Consider the following 15,909-nt stretch of genomic DNA (forward strand, 5'->3'; position numbering starts at 1 on the left):
CGCGTTGGGTGACTGCGCGCATTAACGACGACGCAACGTAAAGTAGAACACCTGATAGGTCGCCGGGATCTTACCGTCTTGATCGCGCAGTTGTTCGTAGGCATCCCGAAACGCCCGAATCCGGGCCCGCCCCGACAGGGAATGCTGGCGACCGGAGTTGAGGTTATGGGCGCCGATCCCTTTTAGCTCATCGGTCATCTGCTTGAGCTGGTCGTACTGCAGCACGATCTCCTGCTGCTTCAGCTCGACCAGCTCAAATCCCGGTTCGATTGCTTGCTGCATCGTCTGCAGAGACTCAAACCGGTTCACATGCTCAAAATCATCGACCGCAGCCCAGGCTTGACGCAGTTCATACAGCGTCTGGGGACCCAGGGTCGCGATCATTGCCGTGGCACCGGGCTTCAACACCCGCGCCAGCTCGGTAAATAACTGCGCCGGACTCAGACACCACTGGATCGCCAGCGAGCTGAACAGGCCATCGATGCTGGCATCGGCCAGCGGCAACTGTTCGGCATCGGCGCACAGATAATCGATATCCGAATGGGGCCGTTCACGGCGGGCAAACTCCAGCATTCCCTGGGCCAGATCGACCGCCAAGACTCGACAACCGGGCCGTTGCGCCAACGGCAACGAAAAAAAGCCGGTTCCTGAGCCTAGATCGATCAATTGTCCCTGCCAATCATTGGGACATTGAGACAATAGCTCGGTCCCGATGCGGCGCTGTAAACCGGCCACCGAATCGTAACTGATCGCAGCCCGGCTAAAGGAGCCAGCCACCTGGCGCTTATCGAAATGGTGTTCCTGCTGCCGTTTCTGTTGCAGCTCCTGCGCCGCCTCAGCCATCAACAGCCTCGGCTTTTTGGGCGTTCAGCCAAGAATCCAGTCGACGGATAAAATCGTCGGTGGCGGTCAAAAACGGAACATGTCCAACACCGTCCATCACTTCGGCATGCTCGATCAGCAGCGATTCCCGGCTGACAGCCTGAGGCACCAGCGCATCTTCGGCGGCAAACAGATGCAGCCGGGAGCACTGAAGACGGTCGAACAGGTCCCGGTAATCCTCGGCCAGCAGGGCCAGGGATTCCGTCAATTTCAGCCCGGGCTGCTCCAGCAGATCAGCGATCACCGGCTTGAGCTGCTTCAGCAAAGGCCGTGCCTGGGGATCTCCCTGACCCTGTAACATGGCAAAACGGTTCAGGGTCTTGGACGGCTGAGTCAGCAGAGAGGCCTGAAAAGCGTCAAAGATGGCCGTCTCCATTGCTGATGGCCAATCACCACGCTGAACAAAGCAAGGATTGGTCGCCACGGTCACCAGCGAGGCAACACTGTCCGGGTAACGATCGGCGATCGCGGCGGCGACAACACCGCCCAGCGACCAGCCCAACCAGATTGCCGGTTGACTCAACCTGGGCTCTAGCTCGCCATGTATCGACTCAATCACTGCATCCAGGGTATAGGGCTGCTCAGTTGGCCAGGCGCTACGCCCCAGGCCCGGCAGATCGACACAAAACAGGTGATAGGTTTCGCTCAGACTCGGCAAGCAGTCCCGCCAAACCTGACTGGACATGCCCCAACCGTGAAGCAACACCAACGCCGGCTTATCGGCGTCACCATAGGCTTCAATATTTAAAGATTCGGTACACAGACTCATTGGCAGACCTGTTCCAATGCATTAAGCAGTCGATCAACCTGTTGCTCGGTATGGGCGGCACTCAGGGTCACCCGGAGTCGGGCACTGCCCTCGGGGACCGTGGGCGGTCGGATTGCGGTGACGAAGATCCCCTGCTGTTCCAATGCTGCGCTGATCTGTAAGGCGCGCGCTGAATCGCCGATCAGGATCGGTTGGATCGGTGTCGTGGAGTCCATCAATTTCAATCCCAGCTGCTCTGCCCCGCGACGAAAATGGGCGATCAACGTCTCCATTTGCTGACGCAGGTGCTGTCCGTCACGGATCAGTTGAAGCGAAGCCAGGGTTGCTGCCGCCACCGCCGGTGGCATCGCAGTGGTATAGATGTAGCTTCGAGCATGCTGGATCAGGGTTTCGATCAACACTTCAGAGCCAGCCACGAAGGCACCGGCGGTACCGAACCCTTTACCGAGGGTCCCGACCAATACCGGCAGCTGCTCCAGCGTCATGTCAAATACCTGCGCACAGCCCCCCCCGGTTTCACCGAGACAGCCGAATCCGTGAGCATCGTCAACCATCAACCAGCCGTCATGCTGACGGGTCACCTCGGCCAGCTCAGCCAGCGGTGCGATATCACCGTCCATGCTGAACACCCCGTCGGTCACCACCAGTTTACGATTAGCCTCGGTGCGCGCCAGTTTCTTACCTAGACTATCTGCATCGTTATGCAGATAGCGTTGAAAGCGTGCACCGGACAACAATCCGGCATCGAGCAGAGAGGCATGGTTCAAGCGGTCCTCAAACACCGCATCACCCTTGCCGATCAGGGCATTGATCGCACCCAGATTGGCCATATAACCGGTCGAGAACAGCAATGCCCGGGGCCGACCGGTAAACTCGGCCAGCGCGTCTTCGAGCTGATGATGGTAACGGCTGTGACCGTTGACCAGGTGGGACGCACCGCTGCCGACGCCGAATTTCTGGGCCGCATCGGTAAAGGCCTTGATCACCTGAGGATGATTAGCCAGCCCCAGATAGTCGTTACTGCAGAAAGCCAGATATTGACGCCCCTCGACCACCACTTCGGGGGCCTGGGCCGATTCCAGCGTGCGGCGGACACGGTATAAAGCATCCCGCTGGCGCTGCTGCAGCGCCTGCTCCAGTCCTTCAAAGCCCGCCATGTGACTGCTTCCTTCTATTTAAGCTTGGTAAAACAGCTTGTCATCCTGCTGCGCTTGCAGGTCTTTGGCGATCTGTTGCTCCTGCTGCTCGTCGGACGACTCGATCCGCTGCTCGACATTGATCCCCAGGCGCTTGAACAGTTGCAGGTCACGGTGGGTTTCCGGGTTCGGCGTAGTCAGCAGGCACTCGCCGTAGAAGATCGAGTTGGCACCGGCGAAGAACGCCATCGATTGCAGCTCATCTGACATCTGCTCACGACCGGCGGACAGTCGCACATGGGATTTGGGCATCATGATCCGGGCAACAGCGATATTGCGGATAAACTCCAGCGGATCCAAGTCTTCGACCTCCTCCAGCGGAGTCCCTTCGACCTTGACCAGCATGTTGATCGGCACGGATTCCGGTTGTTTCGGCAGGTTGGCCAGCTGGCATAGCAGGCCGATACGGTCGTTGGCGGTCTCGCCCATACCCAGAATGCCGCCGCTGCAGATCTTCATGCCGGCATCACGAACATGGCCTAGGGTGTCCAGACGATCCTGATAGGTACGGGTGGTGATGATCTTGTCGTAGAACTCCGGCGAAGTGTCCAGGTTGTGGTTGTAGTAATCCAACCCGGCCTCGGCTAGCTGCTCGGCCTGCTCCTCTTTCAGCATGCCCAGGGTCATGCAGGTTTCCAGGCCCATCTCTTTGACCCCTTTGACCATATCCAATACATAGGGCATGTCTCGATCGGTCGGGTGTTTCCAGGCTGCGCCCATGCAGAAACGGGTCGAGCCGGCTTCTTTGGCCTGCTTGGCCTTGGCCAGTACGGCTTCAACTTCCAGCAGGCGCTGCTTTTCCAAGCCGGTATCGTAATGGGCACTCTGGGGGCAGTATTTGCAATCTTCCGGGCAGGCACCGGTTTTGATCGATAACAGGGTGCTGACCTGCACTTCGTTCGGGTTGAAATGTTGGCGATGGACGCACTGGGCCTGGAACAGCAGATCGTTGAACGGCAGCTCGAACAGCGCCTGAACCTCTTCGGCGGTCCAGTCGTGACGGACCGGGCTGGCTTGCAGTTGAGTGATTGCTTGATTCGACATAAAAACAGACCCTGAAAATGTATTACGGGACAATCAGGCTACACTGATCCCCCATCAGCCATGGAAGCGCTGAGTCTACAGACAGGGAGGCCACTGTCAACCCATGACAAAACACAAGGTTTACCGCCGATTATTTTTTAATCGGTTATTTTCTCGTTCTTGCTGCCTGCTATGCCAGTTACCCAGCCATCGATCTGATCCGATCTGCCTGCACTGTGAGGAGGATCTGCCCTACCTACATCACGCCTGTCCACAATGTGCAGAGCCGCTTACGACAGCCTCGATAGGCACCGCTAGTTCAGCAGTAGCATCTCCCAACCGTTGCGGCCAATGCCTGAAGCGCCCTCCCGCCTTCGATCTCACCCACTGCCCGCTGGTCTACGATTTTCCGGTCAACTGGTTGATGCAGAACTACAAACATCACTTCGACGGTTTCAGTTTCGCGATCCTGAGCGGGCTACTGCAAAGACATTTGGAACAGCAATACGGTAGCGAGTCACCCTGGCCACAACGTCTGATACCCGTGCCGCTGCACCCCAAGCGACGCCTTGTGCGCGGTTTTGACCAGGCAGCAGAACTGGCCAGAAAACTGGGAAGCGCGCTGAGTCTCCCGGTTGATAATCGCAGCTGTAGTCGCCGACTTGACACGCCACAGCAGCAGGGCCTGGATGCCAAACAGCGGCGCCGCAATCTGCGCCATGCCTTCCACGTGGATGCGCAATTACTGCACCGGCAGGGCTCGACCCAGCACATCGCCTTGATCGATGATGTGATGACGACCGGCAGCACGGCTCAGGCTCTTTCCGTCAAACTCAAGCGCGCCGGTGTACAACAGATTGATCTCTGGTGTTTAGCCCGTACTCCAATCGGTCGCGCGAATCGGCACTAAAGCCTGAAGCCTGAAGCCCATCGGAGCCTAGTGAGCTCATACCTTAGGCTAAATACGCCTGCGAACAAGGGAATCTTGTAGTACCAAATATTGGTTACCGAATCCTACTCAACTACAGTTAGCCCCTGCTAAAGATTTCGGTCGCGCCCTTTCGAATTGTCTCAACGGTAGGACAAGCCTGAATGTCGGTAGTGCTTGATTGGATAAGGGACAACTTCTCGCTGTCGTTGGCATGGCTGCTATGCCTGCTCTACGGCATCGCTGTGTCCGTCATGATCGAGCCCGTCACCGAGCCGCTGGACTGGATCAGCCTGTTCACCGAAGGCTGCCTGATGCTGATGCCCGCCGTCGGCCTCTACCTGATTCGCGACCTGCGAAAACACCCGCAGGTATACGCACCACTGTTTATCGGCCTGACCCTGATTCTACTGGCACTGATGACCGATACGCTGGATGAGTTCGTCGACATGCCCGCGCTACTCAACGGCTTGGTTGAAGGCGCCTTTCAAGTCATCGGCTACCTGTCGTTTCTGGTCGGCCTGAAACGTTGGGCTGAGGTTGATGCCCAACAGATCGAACATCTTAGCCAACTCGCCACCACGGACTCCCTGACCGGGATCTACAATCGACGATACTTTGTTGACGCCCTGAGCAAAGAAACCTATCGCAGCCGACGCTACCACGAAAAACTCTCGGTGATCCTGTTCGACATCGACCGATTCAAGCAGGTCAACGACCGATTTGGTCACAATGTCGGAGATACGGTACTGATAGAGATCACCCACCGGGTTCGCGAAGTCATCCGCGACAGCGATCTACTGGCACGCTATGGTGGTGAAGAGTTCATGCTGCTGGCGCCCAACACCAGTGGACTAACCGCTACTCAGATGGCGGAAAAGATCCGTCTACAGCTGCAACAGAACGAGATACAGGGCGTCGGCACCATTACAGCCAGTTTCGGCGTCAGCGAGTACCGTAGCAACGAAGTCCCTCACGACCTGCTAACTCGAGTCGATCAGGCCCTCTATCGCGCCAAATCATCAGGCCGCAACACGGTGATCTTTCTTTGATCGTTCCGCTGACGCACAGCGCTGCTCAATCAGGTTAGCGACAAAACCGGTTATACATCTTTCGGTCTTTCTTGGCATGATCGGCGTCCCCCGCCTGCTCGGCACGCTTGATCGCAATCTGCCAATGATCGCAGGGCGGCGCAAAATCCTCTTCGAGGATATAGGTGGCAACTTTGCGCAACACGCCATCGGGCAACGGCATCGCCGGCATCAACCCCAGCTGGCTGACGGCCTCTCGATGGACCGCCGTCTCGATCGACGGCGACTTCACAAAGCTGACCATGTTATTCACAAACGCCTGATCATCCGCCACCTGCTTTTTGTAGCGTCGCTGAACGGCCCACATCGGCGGCCCCTTGGGCGGATCCAATGCCTGATCATGACAAGCGCTACAGGCTACGTAGAGTGTTTTACCCTCTTCGGCTTCGGGACTGAGCGCCTGAGCATTTCCAATCAGCAGCAGTGAGCTGATCGCTAGAGCAAACCTGGCCTTCATCATTGCACCCCTCCTTAAAACAATACCGACTAATTTAACACCTGCTAATTTTATTGCTATGACAATCGGCGACTGATTTCCGGAATTTCTGACCTTGATCAAACTGCCCTCATCTCGCGGCTTCTGGTACTCTAGCGCACCTGTTTTTCTTTACCCCCCATCCTCACCACTCAAGCCGGATAGTCGTTGATGTCGCTGGATAGCCAACACCCTTACGATGCTCTAAGCCCCGATGCCGTGATCGATGCGGTCGAGTCGGCCGGATTTTGGTCCGATGCCCGGGTCTTCGCGCTGAACAGTTACGAAAACCGGGTCTATCAGGTGGGGATCGAAGAGGGCGAACCGCTGATCGCCAAGTTCTACCGCCCCGAACGCTGGAGCGAGGCGCAGATTCTGGAGGAGCACCGCTTCACCCAGGCGCTGGCCGATAACCACATCCCGGTGATCGCGCCGATCCGTAACGCCGACGGCAACAGTCTGTTCGAGCACGGCGGGTTTCAGTTTGCCCTGTTTGCCCGTCGCGGGGGTCACGCGCCGGAGCTGGATAACCTCGATAACCTCTATGTGCTGGGACGTACCCTGGGACGCATCCACCTGCAGGGCGCCGCCAAGCCGTTCGAACACCGCCCGACGCTGGACACCCAGAGCTTTGGTCATGCCTCACGGGAGTTCCTGCTCGACAACAACTGGCTGCCAAAGCATTACGCCAGCGATTATCAACACCTGACTGCTGAACTGCTTGAGCTGATCGAGCAGCGCTTTGCCGATATCGAGCAGCTGCGCCTGATCCGCCTGCACGGCGACTGCCACCCCGGCAATATTCTCTGGAGGGATGACGCGCCCCATTTTGTCGACTTTGACGACTGCCGCAGCGGTCCGGCGATTCAGGATCTGTGGATGCTGATCAGCGGCGACCAGCAACAGCAACGGCTGCAGATGAGCGAAATTATCGAGGGCTACGAAGAGTTCCAGCCATTTGACCGCCGTGAGCTGGCGCTGATCGAGCCACTCAGGGCACTGCGGATCATGCACTACAGCGCCTGGCTGGCACGGCGCTGGCAGGACCCGGCCTTCCCGCTGCATTTTCCCTGGTTCAACTCCGAGTCCTACTGGATGGAGCACCTGATGGAGCTGACCGAACTGCGCAGCACCATTCAGGCCGAACCGTTGCAGTTGGGTGGCTGAGATGAGCACTGTCGACATGACGCCGATCGGAACCCTGCACTCCTGCTTCAAGGAAAAGTTCGGCATCCCGCGTCAACCGGGGCTGGCCAATACCGCCCGGGCTGAACTACGCCTTGAGAACGAGTTTGCGACCATGGACGCCGTACGCGGGCTCGAGCAGTGCAGCCACGTCTGGGTGCTGTTTCTGTTCAGCGAACACCTGGATCGTGGCTGGACGCCGCTGGTACGCCCACCGCGATCCGGCGGTGGTAAAGTCGGCGTGTTTGCCACCCGGTCCACCTTCCGACCCAACCCGATCGGCATGTCGGTGGTCAAGCTGGAGCGGATCGAGAACCGTAACGGCCAACCGGTGCTGCACCTGAGCGGGGTCGATATCCTCGACGGCACCCCGGTGTTGGATATCAAACCCTACCTGCCCTACGCCGATCGACTGGAGCAGGCCGACTATCCTTACGCGCCCGATGGCCAGAAAACCACATTGGACGTTGTCTTCAGCGAACAAGCGCAGCAACAGTTGTCTAAGGATTCAGCGGCGGCTCAGCTTCAGCAGCTGATCATCGATGTGCTGAGCTGTGACCCCAGGCCGACCCACCGTCGTAAACGCGACGATAATCGGGTCTACGGCACCCTGCTGGAGCAATACAATGTACGCTGGCAGATACAGGACAGCCACATCGATGTCCTCAGCATCGACCCGGCAACCGACTAGACCAAGCCGACAAAACGCCGCGGACTAACACCACAGAAAAGCACCACGGACTAACACCACGGAACAACGCCATGAACCAAGCGCTTCAATCACTTCGTCTGCGGATCTCAGCCCTGCTGCTGGCCGTTTTCCTGCCGTTGTCACCGCTGCAGGCGGAAACCCAGCCCCAACCGGACGCCGATCTGCTGCAGATCGAGCAGGCCCGGGCGCTGATCGCCGAGGTGCTCAACAATATCGATTGGGAACTGCTGTTGCGCGTGCAGCAGAACCTGCTCAGCAACATGGACCTGCTGGTCCCCTACACCCAGGAATACCTGCAGTGTCTGGAAGCAGAAGGACTGGTCCACGATGATCAGCCGCTGTCGTTGCAACTGCTGATGCAGCAGGCCGGACAGGCTTCGAACCGTTGCAAGGTGATCGTACAGTCGCTGCTCGGCCAGCTGAATTTCGACATCAGTGCCGAGGAGTTTGAGCAGGGGCTGAGTCCGGAATACCGTCAGCAGTACCGCGAGATGCTCGAACAGAGCCTCTGAACACTTACTCCAGACCGGACGCTCAGTTTCCATGGCCCGATTTTCCCGCTCCGGCTCTAAACGCCGCTTTTACCAACCGCCCGCCAAATCCCAAACTGTCGTTGACGAGAGTCCGTTCGAGATCCAAGTCGAGCGACTGAGTCACGATGGCCGCGGTCTGGCCAAGCGCGGCGGCAAGACCCTATTCATCGACGGTGCACTTCCCGGTGAACGGGTTCAGGCTCGCTATAGCCAACGCAAGAGTAAATTTGACCAGGCCGTCACCCTGCAGGTCATCGAGCCGAGTCCTGATCGGGTCGAGCCCGACTGCCCCCACTACCAGCACTGCGGCGGCTGCCAACTGCAGCACCTGCGATCTGAGGCCCAGATTCAAGCCAAGCAGCAGCAGGCGTTGGACCAACTTCGTCGAATCGGCGGCGTCGAACCGGAGCAGCAGCTAGCGCCGCTGGATGGCCCCCACTGGCACTACCGTCGCCGGGCCCGTCTGGGTATTTTCAAGCCCAAGGGCAACAACCCGTTATCGCTGGGCTTTCGTCGGGCCCAAAGCAACAAACTGACCCCCATCACCCAGTGCGCGGTGCTCGATCCCAGAGCCAACCAACTGATCACCTCGCTCAATTCCCTGCTCAATCAACTCCAGCAGCCGCTGGCGATCAGCCATCTGGAACTCTGCCTCGGTGACACCCGGCAAGCGCTGCTGGTTCGCCACCCCCGCCCTCTGCTGGAAGCCGATCGGCAAGCGCTGTCGAGGCTATGCCAACAACAGCAGTGGCAGCTGTTTCTGCAGCCCGGCGGCGCCGACAGCCTGCACTGGTCCGAACGCGACGAGCCGACCGACAGCCTCAGTTATCGATTACCGGGCAACGATGATCAACCGGGCCTGGAACTGGCTTTTGCGCCGGGCGACTTCACCCAGATCAATGCCGATATCAATCGCGACATGGTTCAGTTGGCGATGGAGCTGCTTGCGCCCGAGCCACAGGACCGGATACTCGACCTGTTCTGTGGTCTGGGGAATTTCACCCTGGCACTGGCCCGCCAAGCCGGCGAGGTGGTCGGCGTCGAAGCGGTCGAGTCGATGGTGCAGCGGGGGCGTGATAATGCCGCCCGCAACGGCTGCAGCAACGCCAGCTTCCATGCCGCCGATCTGACCCAGCCGATCCAGCAGCTGCCCTGGTACGGCCAGGGTTTCAACAAGGTACTGCTGGACCCGCCCCGTGCCGGGGCCGCCGAGCTGATCGAACCGCTATGCCGACTCCGACCCGAGCAGATTCTGTATATCTCCTGCGATCCGGCGACCCTGGCCCGTGATGCCGGGATGCTGGCGACACAGGGTTATCAACTGCGGCAATGGGGTGTCATGAACATGTTCCCTCACACCACCCACGTGGAATCCATTGCACTGTTCCAACGCCAAAGCCGACGTTAAAGATCCTTGTCATTTCGCCGACTTAGTAAAGATCCGTGGGCTTTGTTAATTCGCCCACCGTCTCCGGCATGTTCTTCCACAAAACAACATGGCTGAATTCACGGAGGCTGGCACTGTCCAACCGGGCAGTGCCGACGCGACTCAGCGTCAATCGATTTACCCGCCGGGTTGATTGCAGTAACCCTTTAGGATCCGCCGATGGCCGACGACGACAAGAACGACGAAAAAGCTGAACTTTCTCCCGAGGAGCGCCTTGCCAAGCTGGAGAAAGGGCGCAAGTTCAGCTGGATAGCAATCGTCCTGCTATTGCTGCTGGTGCTGGGTGAAGCGGGCTGGATCTTTATGATCTCCACCCAGGGACCGGACCCCCGTATCAGTGAGCACGAGGAGCGGATGGATCGTTTCACCCGCCAGCTCAAGGATATGGAGGCGGACTACGAAACCTCTCAGGCCTACAACGAGGATGCCAAGCGGCTCGAAGGCAAACTGGATCGGATCATGGAAACGGTCCAACTCAACAACTTCAACACCCTGCGTGCACTGATGGTCGAGCAGGAGATGAGCTACCAGCAGTTCTTGGTGGTGTTACAGCAGGGGATGTACGACATTTCCCGGATGGTGCCCGGGTCACGCACCTGGTACGAAGTCTACAAGGGCGACCTGGATATCGTGATTGAGGATAGCGAAGCCCGTAGCGAAAAGCTGGCTCAGGATATCGTCAAGTTACCGCCGCCCAGGCCGGCCGCCAAGGACAAGACCGCGAGCACCGCAGATCCGCGTCCCGACAGTACCCCCAACCGTTTGCCGGTCGAGGATATCCGCTCCCAGTTAAACCTCGAGGCGGAATTCAACACCCAATAACGCCGGTTCAATCCCGCTCCGAGTCGATACTGGCCATTACCGGCTCGCTATAGCGCGCGCCGGCGACCCGTTCATCGTTGATCGCCTGATCCAATAGTTGACACTGCGCCTGGGTCAGCTGAAGTTGAGCGGCTTCAAAATTCTCCGCCATATGATCCAGGCGACAGGTCCCCGGAATCGGTATCAGCGGCTGTTCGCTACCGGCCAATAACCAGGCCAGCGACAGCTGCGCTTTGCTGCATCCCAGCTCATCAGCCAGCTGCTGCAACGGCTCCAGCAGTTTCAGATTGGTCGCAAAATTGTCCGGTTCAAATCGTGGTCGTGCGATACCCAGTCGGATATCGCCGTCGTCAAAACCTGACAGATCGGTGGCCGATCCGGCCAGAAAGCCCCGCCCCAAGGGCGCAAAAGGGACAAAGGTAATTCCCAGCTCGGCACAGGTGGGCAACACCGCACGCTCCGGCGTCCGTGACCAGAGCGAGTACTCAGACTGCACCGCGCTGATCTCAAACTCCCGGTGTCCCCGGCGGATGGTCTCGGCACAGACTTCCGACAGCCCGATCGCCTGTATCTTGCCCTCCCGGACCAGCTCACCCAACGCACCAACACTCTCCTCCACCGGCACCTGCGGGTCCAATCGATGCAGGTAATAGAGATCGATCACTTCGGTGTCGAGTCGCTGCAGGCTCTTTTCGCATTCACGCCGTAGCACTTCGGGGCGTCCATTAACCTGAGGAGCCCCATCATCACCGCGAAACAGGCCGCCTTTGGAGGCCAGCACAAACTGATCACGAAACGGCTTCAGCTGCCGACCGATCAGGCATTCGCTGTCACCATGACCATAGATTGCCGCGCTATCGAACAGCCGGTAGCCCTGCTCCAACGCCTCCGGCAGCAACCGCTCCCGGGCCTCGGCACTTGCCTGGCCATAGCCGGACGACAGATTCATGCAGCCCAAACCGATCGGCGGCAGCTCGAACGGCCCCAGTTTAACAAGTTCCATACAACTCCATTCGTGACTGGATGAGTTAGGTTTCGCTATCAGCCCGGCCGGGTTCAATTGCCCTGGCGAGCCGACTTAAGGCGGTCATTTTGTCGGACCTCAGGGCCGCGAACAACCTTCAAGAACGGCACCATGGCGACAGAGCATTGTCCTGCAGCCCACTTTTCCGTGGTTCACTATCCTGTAGGTGACTATTACAGAAGATAACGGTATAAATAATTTATCAGACCGGTTGACCTATTAGGGCGCAGGTGGCCGCAAGCGCAACAGTTTACCGCTGTCGGTGGAAAGGTAGAGCCAGCCTTCGGGCCCCTGTAGCAACGAGCGAATTCGTTCACCCAGTTGCGTCAGCAGACGCTGCTCCTCAATAACGTTACCCTGTGGGTCCAACACCAATCGGTTCAGATGCTGAAGTTTCAGCGCACCAGCGAACAGATTTCCGCGCCAGCCGTCGAAGGCCTCCCCCTGATAAAACAGCAGACTGCTCGGTGCGATGGAGGGAATATAGACCTTGGCCGGCTGCTCGGTACCTTCCCGATGGGTACCTTCGCCAACCTGCAATGGGGCCCAGTACTCCTTGCCGTAGGACACCAGCGGCCAGCCGTAGTTGGCTCCGGGCAGGATCAGGTTTAACTCGTCCCCTCCCCGTGGACCATGTTCGATCGCCCACAGCCGTTGCGTTAGCGGATCAAAAGCCAGTCCCTGCGGATTACGGTGCCCATAGCTCCAGATCTGCGGCAGCGCATCACTGCGCCCCTGAAACGGATTATCCTGCGGCACCGAGCCATCAAGATTGAGCCGCAAAATACTGCCGGCATGGGTACCCAGATCCTGCCCGTTGGGACGCTCTCCCCGATCACCCACGGAGAAGAACAGGTGTCCCTGCCCATCGAAGGCGATACGACTACCGTAGTGACGATCGCTCGAACCGGCCGAGCGGGTCACCAGCAGATCCTGCCAATCCACCAGCTGCAGCCCCTGCAATCGGGCCCGCGCCAGGGTGGTTACCCCGCCTCCGCTCTGGGGCTTGCTGTAGGTAAAGAACAGCCAGAGCTGGGTATTGTCGCCCATCGGCATCGAACTCTGCTGATCCGGCCCGGACACCAGATCCAGCAGACCGCCCTGTCCGGATGCCCGCACACGGGGAGCACCACTGACCTCACTCAAACGGCCGCTCTGCAAATCCAATAAACGGACCCGCCCGTTACGCTGACTTAACAGCAGTCGCTGCGGCCCAACCCAGGCCATCCCCCAGGTAACGCCCAGCCCGTCCGCCAGCTGTTCGACCACGAAAGCCTGGCCTTGGTGTTGATCCTTCAACAGTACCTGTGCCTGGGAGAACGGCGATAACAGCAGCGCTATCAACAGCGCTCCCGAACACCCCAACCTCCTGGCCACCCTACTTGCGTCAACCATTCTCCTGCTCCAACTCAAACTCAACACAATATTGCCCCTGTTCATCCAGACGCAACTGCACCAGAATCGGCTGACAGCAGCGCTGGCAGTCTTCGATATAGCTCTGCTCGGTCATCGATGGATCTACGAGAAACAGCTGCCCACTGCCACAGTAGGGACAGTGTCCGGATTGTTCGATCAAGTCACCCATGCTCATTCTCCGCCTCCCGACGATAAAGAAAAACTGATGGCGTAACACCACCAGAATCGGCTTCTTTGTCCCCCAATTCGACCCTTCCCTTAGCTTAGTCGGATATGCTGGTGCGGATCGGCTATAATGCTCTGTCAGCCGAACCGAAATTGGACCCAACAGCCGTCATACCCTCGTCATGAAGCACCGCCCCAGCAAAGCTGAAATTCGCGCCGAACTTAACCAGCAGGTTAAGGAGTTTCTCGAGCGCGGAGGACAGATCAAAGAGTTCGATGCCGGAGTCAGCGGCTTTGCCGATGGTCAGTTTCATCGCACGGGCGGCTTTATCGAACGCCCTAAAGATACCCGTACCCCGGTCAATGAAGTGGTTGCCCGGATCGAGTCCCGTCGTCATAGAAAGCATCTGGCGGTTCGAACCCAGCGCACCAGCAAACCGCAGAAAAAACTGCTCTACGATGATTTCGGCGAACCGCTACGCTGGGTCTGGACCGAAGACTGACAACGGCGGTTACACCAACACCCATCAAATCCCTCTGTGTTGCGAGCACCGGCCGGTTCAGCTCGCCCAGCAGTCAATTCAGCGGATCAGTACCGAAGTCGTAGCCAACCGACCCGATCGAACCATTGTCGCCCTTACCTCCCGAGCCCTAAGCTGAGCGAAAACCCTGTTCAAACTATCCGGGAGTTATCATGAAACTGCATTCTTCCTTTTTTCGTCTGTTGGGCCTGATACTGGCCTTGTCAGGCCTGACCCTCGCGGGTTTAACCAACGCCGCCGAGCGTGGCACCTCCCGGCAAGCCAAGGTCATGCTGGATAACGCCGTCCATGTACTGGAACAGCAGGGTCCGAAACAAGCCTTCGCCAAGTTCAATGACCCGCAGGGCGGCTTTGTGCAAAACGATCTTTATATTTTCGCCATCGATATGGACGGGGTCTATCAGGCCACCGGCGCCAACCCGAAGCTGGTTGGCCAATCGCTGGCACAAACCACCGATGCCGCCGGTAAGCCGATTGGAAAGGAGATTCTGACCCTGGCCGACAAGATCGGTTACGGCATCATCGAATATGAATGGCTAAACCGCCACACCAACGACGTTGAGCATAAGTTCTCCCGTATCCGTAAGGTCGGTGACTATGTGCTGGGGGTCGGCTTCTATCTGCCGAACGAGGAGCAATAGTTCATCCCTCAAAACGCGTCCCTTGCTAGCGCCTCCTTGACCGCCCCGTCAAGAGAGGCGCACCTCGTTTCACGCTCTGCCAAAAATCTCGTCGACGGGTTAAGAATCCAGCAGGGTCTTAAACGCTTCCGCCAGCCAATGCTGCGCCTCGCCGGTGGCCCTGCCTTTGGGCATGACCCGATCCACCGGTGGACTCCAGGGCTTGTGATCGAAGCTGATCGGCAGGCGCTTGAGTCCCCGTGATATCCCCTCCTCCTCAGCCAGATGACAAGGCAGAAAGCCCCAGCCCAACCCCTGGCCGATCAGTTCGCGCAGCACATAATAGTCGTTGCCCCACCAGACCTTGGCCGACACCCGCGCCATCGGCGCCAGTTCCTCTTTATTGACCCCCCGTGAAAGCAGCTGTCGATGGGGCGTCAGGTCGGAAACCGAAACCGAACTCAGCGCCGCTAACGGATGATCCTGGTGACAGTAAGCACTGAACGGCAGATTACCGATATAGCAGAGTTCCACGGTGCGGGGGAAACTGGGGTCGGCCAGCATCAACCCCAGGTCGGCCCGGCCGCTCTCGATCAGCCCGATCACATCGCTGCTGGCAACCTGCTGAAACTCCAGTTCGGTCACCGGAAAGCGCTCGCTGAACGCCTGCAGCTTGGCTTCCAGCGTCGGCACCATCAAAGCCGGATCGATTGCCAGAGTCAGCTCGGTTTCATGGCCCCGGTTCAGCGCCCGGGCCGCCAGATCCAGCTCACTGCTTAGCTCCAGCACCGCCCTGGCGTAGCTGAGCAAGCGCCGCCCCGCCGCCGTCAAGGTCGGCTTGCGGGTGCTGCGGTCGAACAGCTCGGCGCCCAGATCGATCTCCAGGTTGGCGATCCCCTGGCTGACCGCCGATTGCACTTTTCCCAACCGCCGGGCACTGGCCGAAAATGAGCCCGACTCGGCGGCTTCGACGAACATCCGTAATTGCTCAAGGTTGTACATGGGGTAGTCGCTAAGCTCCATCGCAGCGAAAGATCTCACCAAACTATCACCAAAAGTGATAGTTACCAACTTTAAAG

Annotated in this window: 18 protein-coding genes; 9 read left to right on the forward strand and 9 right to left on the reverse strand. The window is 58.4% G+C overall.

Features of this window, described 5'->3' with window-relative positions; genetic code table 11:
* Nucleotides 1-21: 21 nt before the first annotated feature.
* From bioC to bioB, 4 genes are read right to left on the reverse strand one after another with little or no spacing between them, the layout of a single operon-like run.
* Nucleotides 22-843 (reverse strand): malonyl-ACP O-methyltransferase BioC, encoded by an 822-nt coding sequence (bioC, locus tag ACO05M_RS14570; RefSeq protein WP_421864351.1) that lies wholly within the window; start codon nt 841-843, stop codon nt 22-24.
* Nucleotides 836-1,651 carry an alpha/beta fold hydrolase gene (locus ACO05M_RS14575; RefSeq protein WP_421864354.1) on the reverse strand — a complete coding sequence of 272 codons (816 nt, stop codon included), beginning with the start codon at nt 1,649-1,651 and terminating at the stop codon, nt 836-838. Before ACO05M_RS14575 ends, bioC begins: the two co-directional genes overlap by 8 nt.
* Nucleotides 1,648-2,808, reverse strand: coding sequence for an 8-amino-7-oxononanoate synthase (bioF, locus tag ACO05M_RS14580; RefSeq protein ID WP_421864356.1), 1,161 nt, complete (start codon nt 2,806-2,808; stop codon nt 1,648-1,650). The genes ACO05M_RS14575 and bioF overlap by 4 nt, the downstream gene beginning before the upstream one ends.
* A gap of 18 nt (nt 2,809-2,826) precedes the next feature.
* A complete protein-coding gene (gene bioB, locus ACO05M_RS14585; RefSeq protein WP_421864359.1) occupies nt 2,827-3,891 on the reverse strand; it encodes a biotin synthase BioB in 1,065 nt (354 codons plus the stop codon).
* Nucleotides 3,892-4,294: 403 nt separating this feature from the next.
* Here bioB and ACO05M_RS14590 point away from each other — a divergent pair, with 403 nt between their 5' ends.
* Nucleotides 4,295-4,780 (forward strand): ComF family protein, encoded by a 486-nt coding sequence (locus ACO05M_RS14590; protein ID WP_421864362.1) that lies wholly within the window; start codon nt 4,295-4,297, stop codon nt 4,778-4,780.
* Nucleotides 4,781-4,962: 182 nt separating this feature from the next.
* A complete protein-coding gene (locus tag ACO05M_RS14595; protein WP_421864365.1) occupies nt 4,963-5,850 on the forward strand; it encodes a GGDEF domain-containing protein in 888 nt (295 codons plus the stop codon).
* A 34-nt stretch (nt 5,851-5,884) separates the two neighbouring features.
* Here ACO05M_RS14595 and ACO05M_RS14600 read toward each other — a convergent pair whose 3' ends face one another.
* On the reverse strand, nt 5,885-6,349 hold the full coding sequence (locus ACO05M_RS14600; RefSeq protein ID WP_421864369.1) for a hypothetical protein: 465 nt from the start codon (nt 6,347-6,349) through the stop codon (nt 5,885-5,887).
* Between the two features lie 186 nt (nt 6,350-6,535).
* Here ACO05M_RS14600 and ACO05M_RS14605 point away from each other — a divergent pair, with 186 nt between their 5' ends.
* The 5 genes from ACO05M_RS14605 (at nt 6,536) to ACO05M_RS14625 (ending at nt 11,063) form a co-directional block, all read left to right on the forward strand.
* Nucleotides 6,536-7,531 carry a serine/threonine protein kinase gene (locus tag ACO05M_RS14605; RefSeq protein WP_421864372.1) on the forward strand — a complete coding sequence of 332 codons (996 nt, stop codon included), beginning with the start codon at nt 6,536-6,538 and terminating at the stop codon, nt 7,529-7,531.
* A 1-nt stretch (nt 7,532) separates the two neighbouring features.
* On the forward strand, nt 7,533-8,240 hold the full coding sequence (gene tsaA, locus ACO05M_RS14610; RefSeq protein ID WP_421864375.1) for a tRNA (N6-threonylcarbamoyladenosine(37)-N6)-methyltransferase TrmO: 708 nt from the start codon (nt 7,533-7,535) through the stop codon (nt 8,238-8,240).
* A gap of 71 nt (nt 8,241-8,311) precedes the next feature.
* The gene (locus ACO05M_RS14615; RefSeq protein ID WP_421864378.1) at nt 8,312-8,773 is read left to right on the forward strand and encodes a hypothetical protein; all 462 of its coding nucleotides are present in this window, start codon (nt 8,312-8,314) and stop codon (nt 8,771-8,773) included.
* Nucleotides 8,774-8,804: 31 nt separating this feature from the next.
* A complete protein-coding gene (rlmD, locus tag ACO05M_RS14620) occupies nt 8,805-10,202 on the forward strand; it encodes a 23S rRNA (uracil(1939)-C(5))-methyltransferase RlmD (protein WP_421864381.1) in 1,398 nt (465 codons plus the stop codon).
* A gap of 198 nt (nt 10,203-10,400) precedes the next feature.
* On the forward strand, nt 10,401-11,063 hold the full coding sequence (locus ACO05M_RS14625; RefSeq protein WP_421864383.1) for a hypothetical protein: 663 nt from the start codon (nt 10,401-10,403) through the stop codon (nt 11,061-11,063).
* A 7-nt stretch (nt 11,064-11,070) separates the two neighbouring features.
* Here ACO05M_RS14625 and ACO05M_RS14630 read toward each other — a convergent pair whose 3' ends face one another.
* From ACO05M_RS14630 to ACO05M_RS14640, 3 genes are all read right to left on the reverse strand, one after another.
* Nucleotides 11,071-12,066, reverse strand: a complete 996-nt coding sequence (locus ACO05M_RS14630; protein WP_421864386.1) for an aldo/keto reductase — start codon at nt 12,064-12,066, stop codon at nt 11,071-11,073.
* Between the two features lie 240 nt (nt 12,067-12,306).
* Nucleotides 12,307-13,431, reverse strand: a complete 1,125-nt coding sequence (locus ACO05M_RS14635) for a PQQ-dependent sugar dehydrogenase (RefSeq protein WP_421864389.1) — start codon at nt 13,429-13,431, stop codon at nt 12,307-12,309.
* A gap of 43 nt (nt 13,432-13,474) precedes the next feature.
* Nucleotides 13,475-13,678, reverse strand: a complete 204-nt coding sequence (locus ACO05M_RS14640; protein WP_421864392.1) for a CPXCG motif-containing cysteine-rich protein — start codon at nt 13,676-13,678, stop codon at nt 13,475-13,477.
* Nucleotides 13,679-13,850: 172 nt separating this feature from the next.
* Here ACO05M_RS14640 and ACO05M_RS14645 point away from each other — a divergent pair, with 172 nt between their 5' ends.
* Together ACO05M_RS14645 and ACO05M_RS14650 are read left to right on the forward strand one after the other, a co-directional pair.
* A complete protein-coding gene (locus ACO05M_RS14645; protein WP_421864395.1) occupies nt 13,851-14,171 on the forward strand; it encodes a hypothetical protein in 321 nt (106 codons plus the stop codon).
* 191 nt (nt 14,172-14,362) lie between these two features.
* Complete coding sequence (locus tag ACO05M_RS14650) at nt 14,363-14,851, forward strand: cache domain-containing protein (protein ID WP_421864397.1); 489 nt, start codon at nt 14,363-14,365, stop codon at nt 14,849-14,851.
* A 99-nt stretch (nt 14,852-14,950) separates the two neighbouring features.
* Here ACO05M_RS14650 and ACO05M_RS14655 read toward each other — a convergent pair whose 3' ends face one another.
* Nucleotides 14,951-15,871, reverse strand: coding sequence for a LysR family transcriptional regulator (locus ACO05M_RS14655; protein WP_421864400.1), 921 nt, complete (start codon nt 15,869-15,871; stop codon nt 14,951-14,953).
* Nucleotides 15,872-15,909 lie beyond the last annotated feature (38 nt).

The sequence above is a fragment of the Motiliproteus sp. genome, from assembly GCF_965230735.1.
Taxonomy (GTDB): domain Bacteria; phylum Pseudomonadota; class Gammaproteobacteria; order Pseudomonadales; family Balneatricaceae; genus Motiliproteus.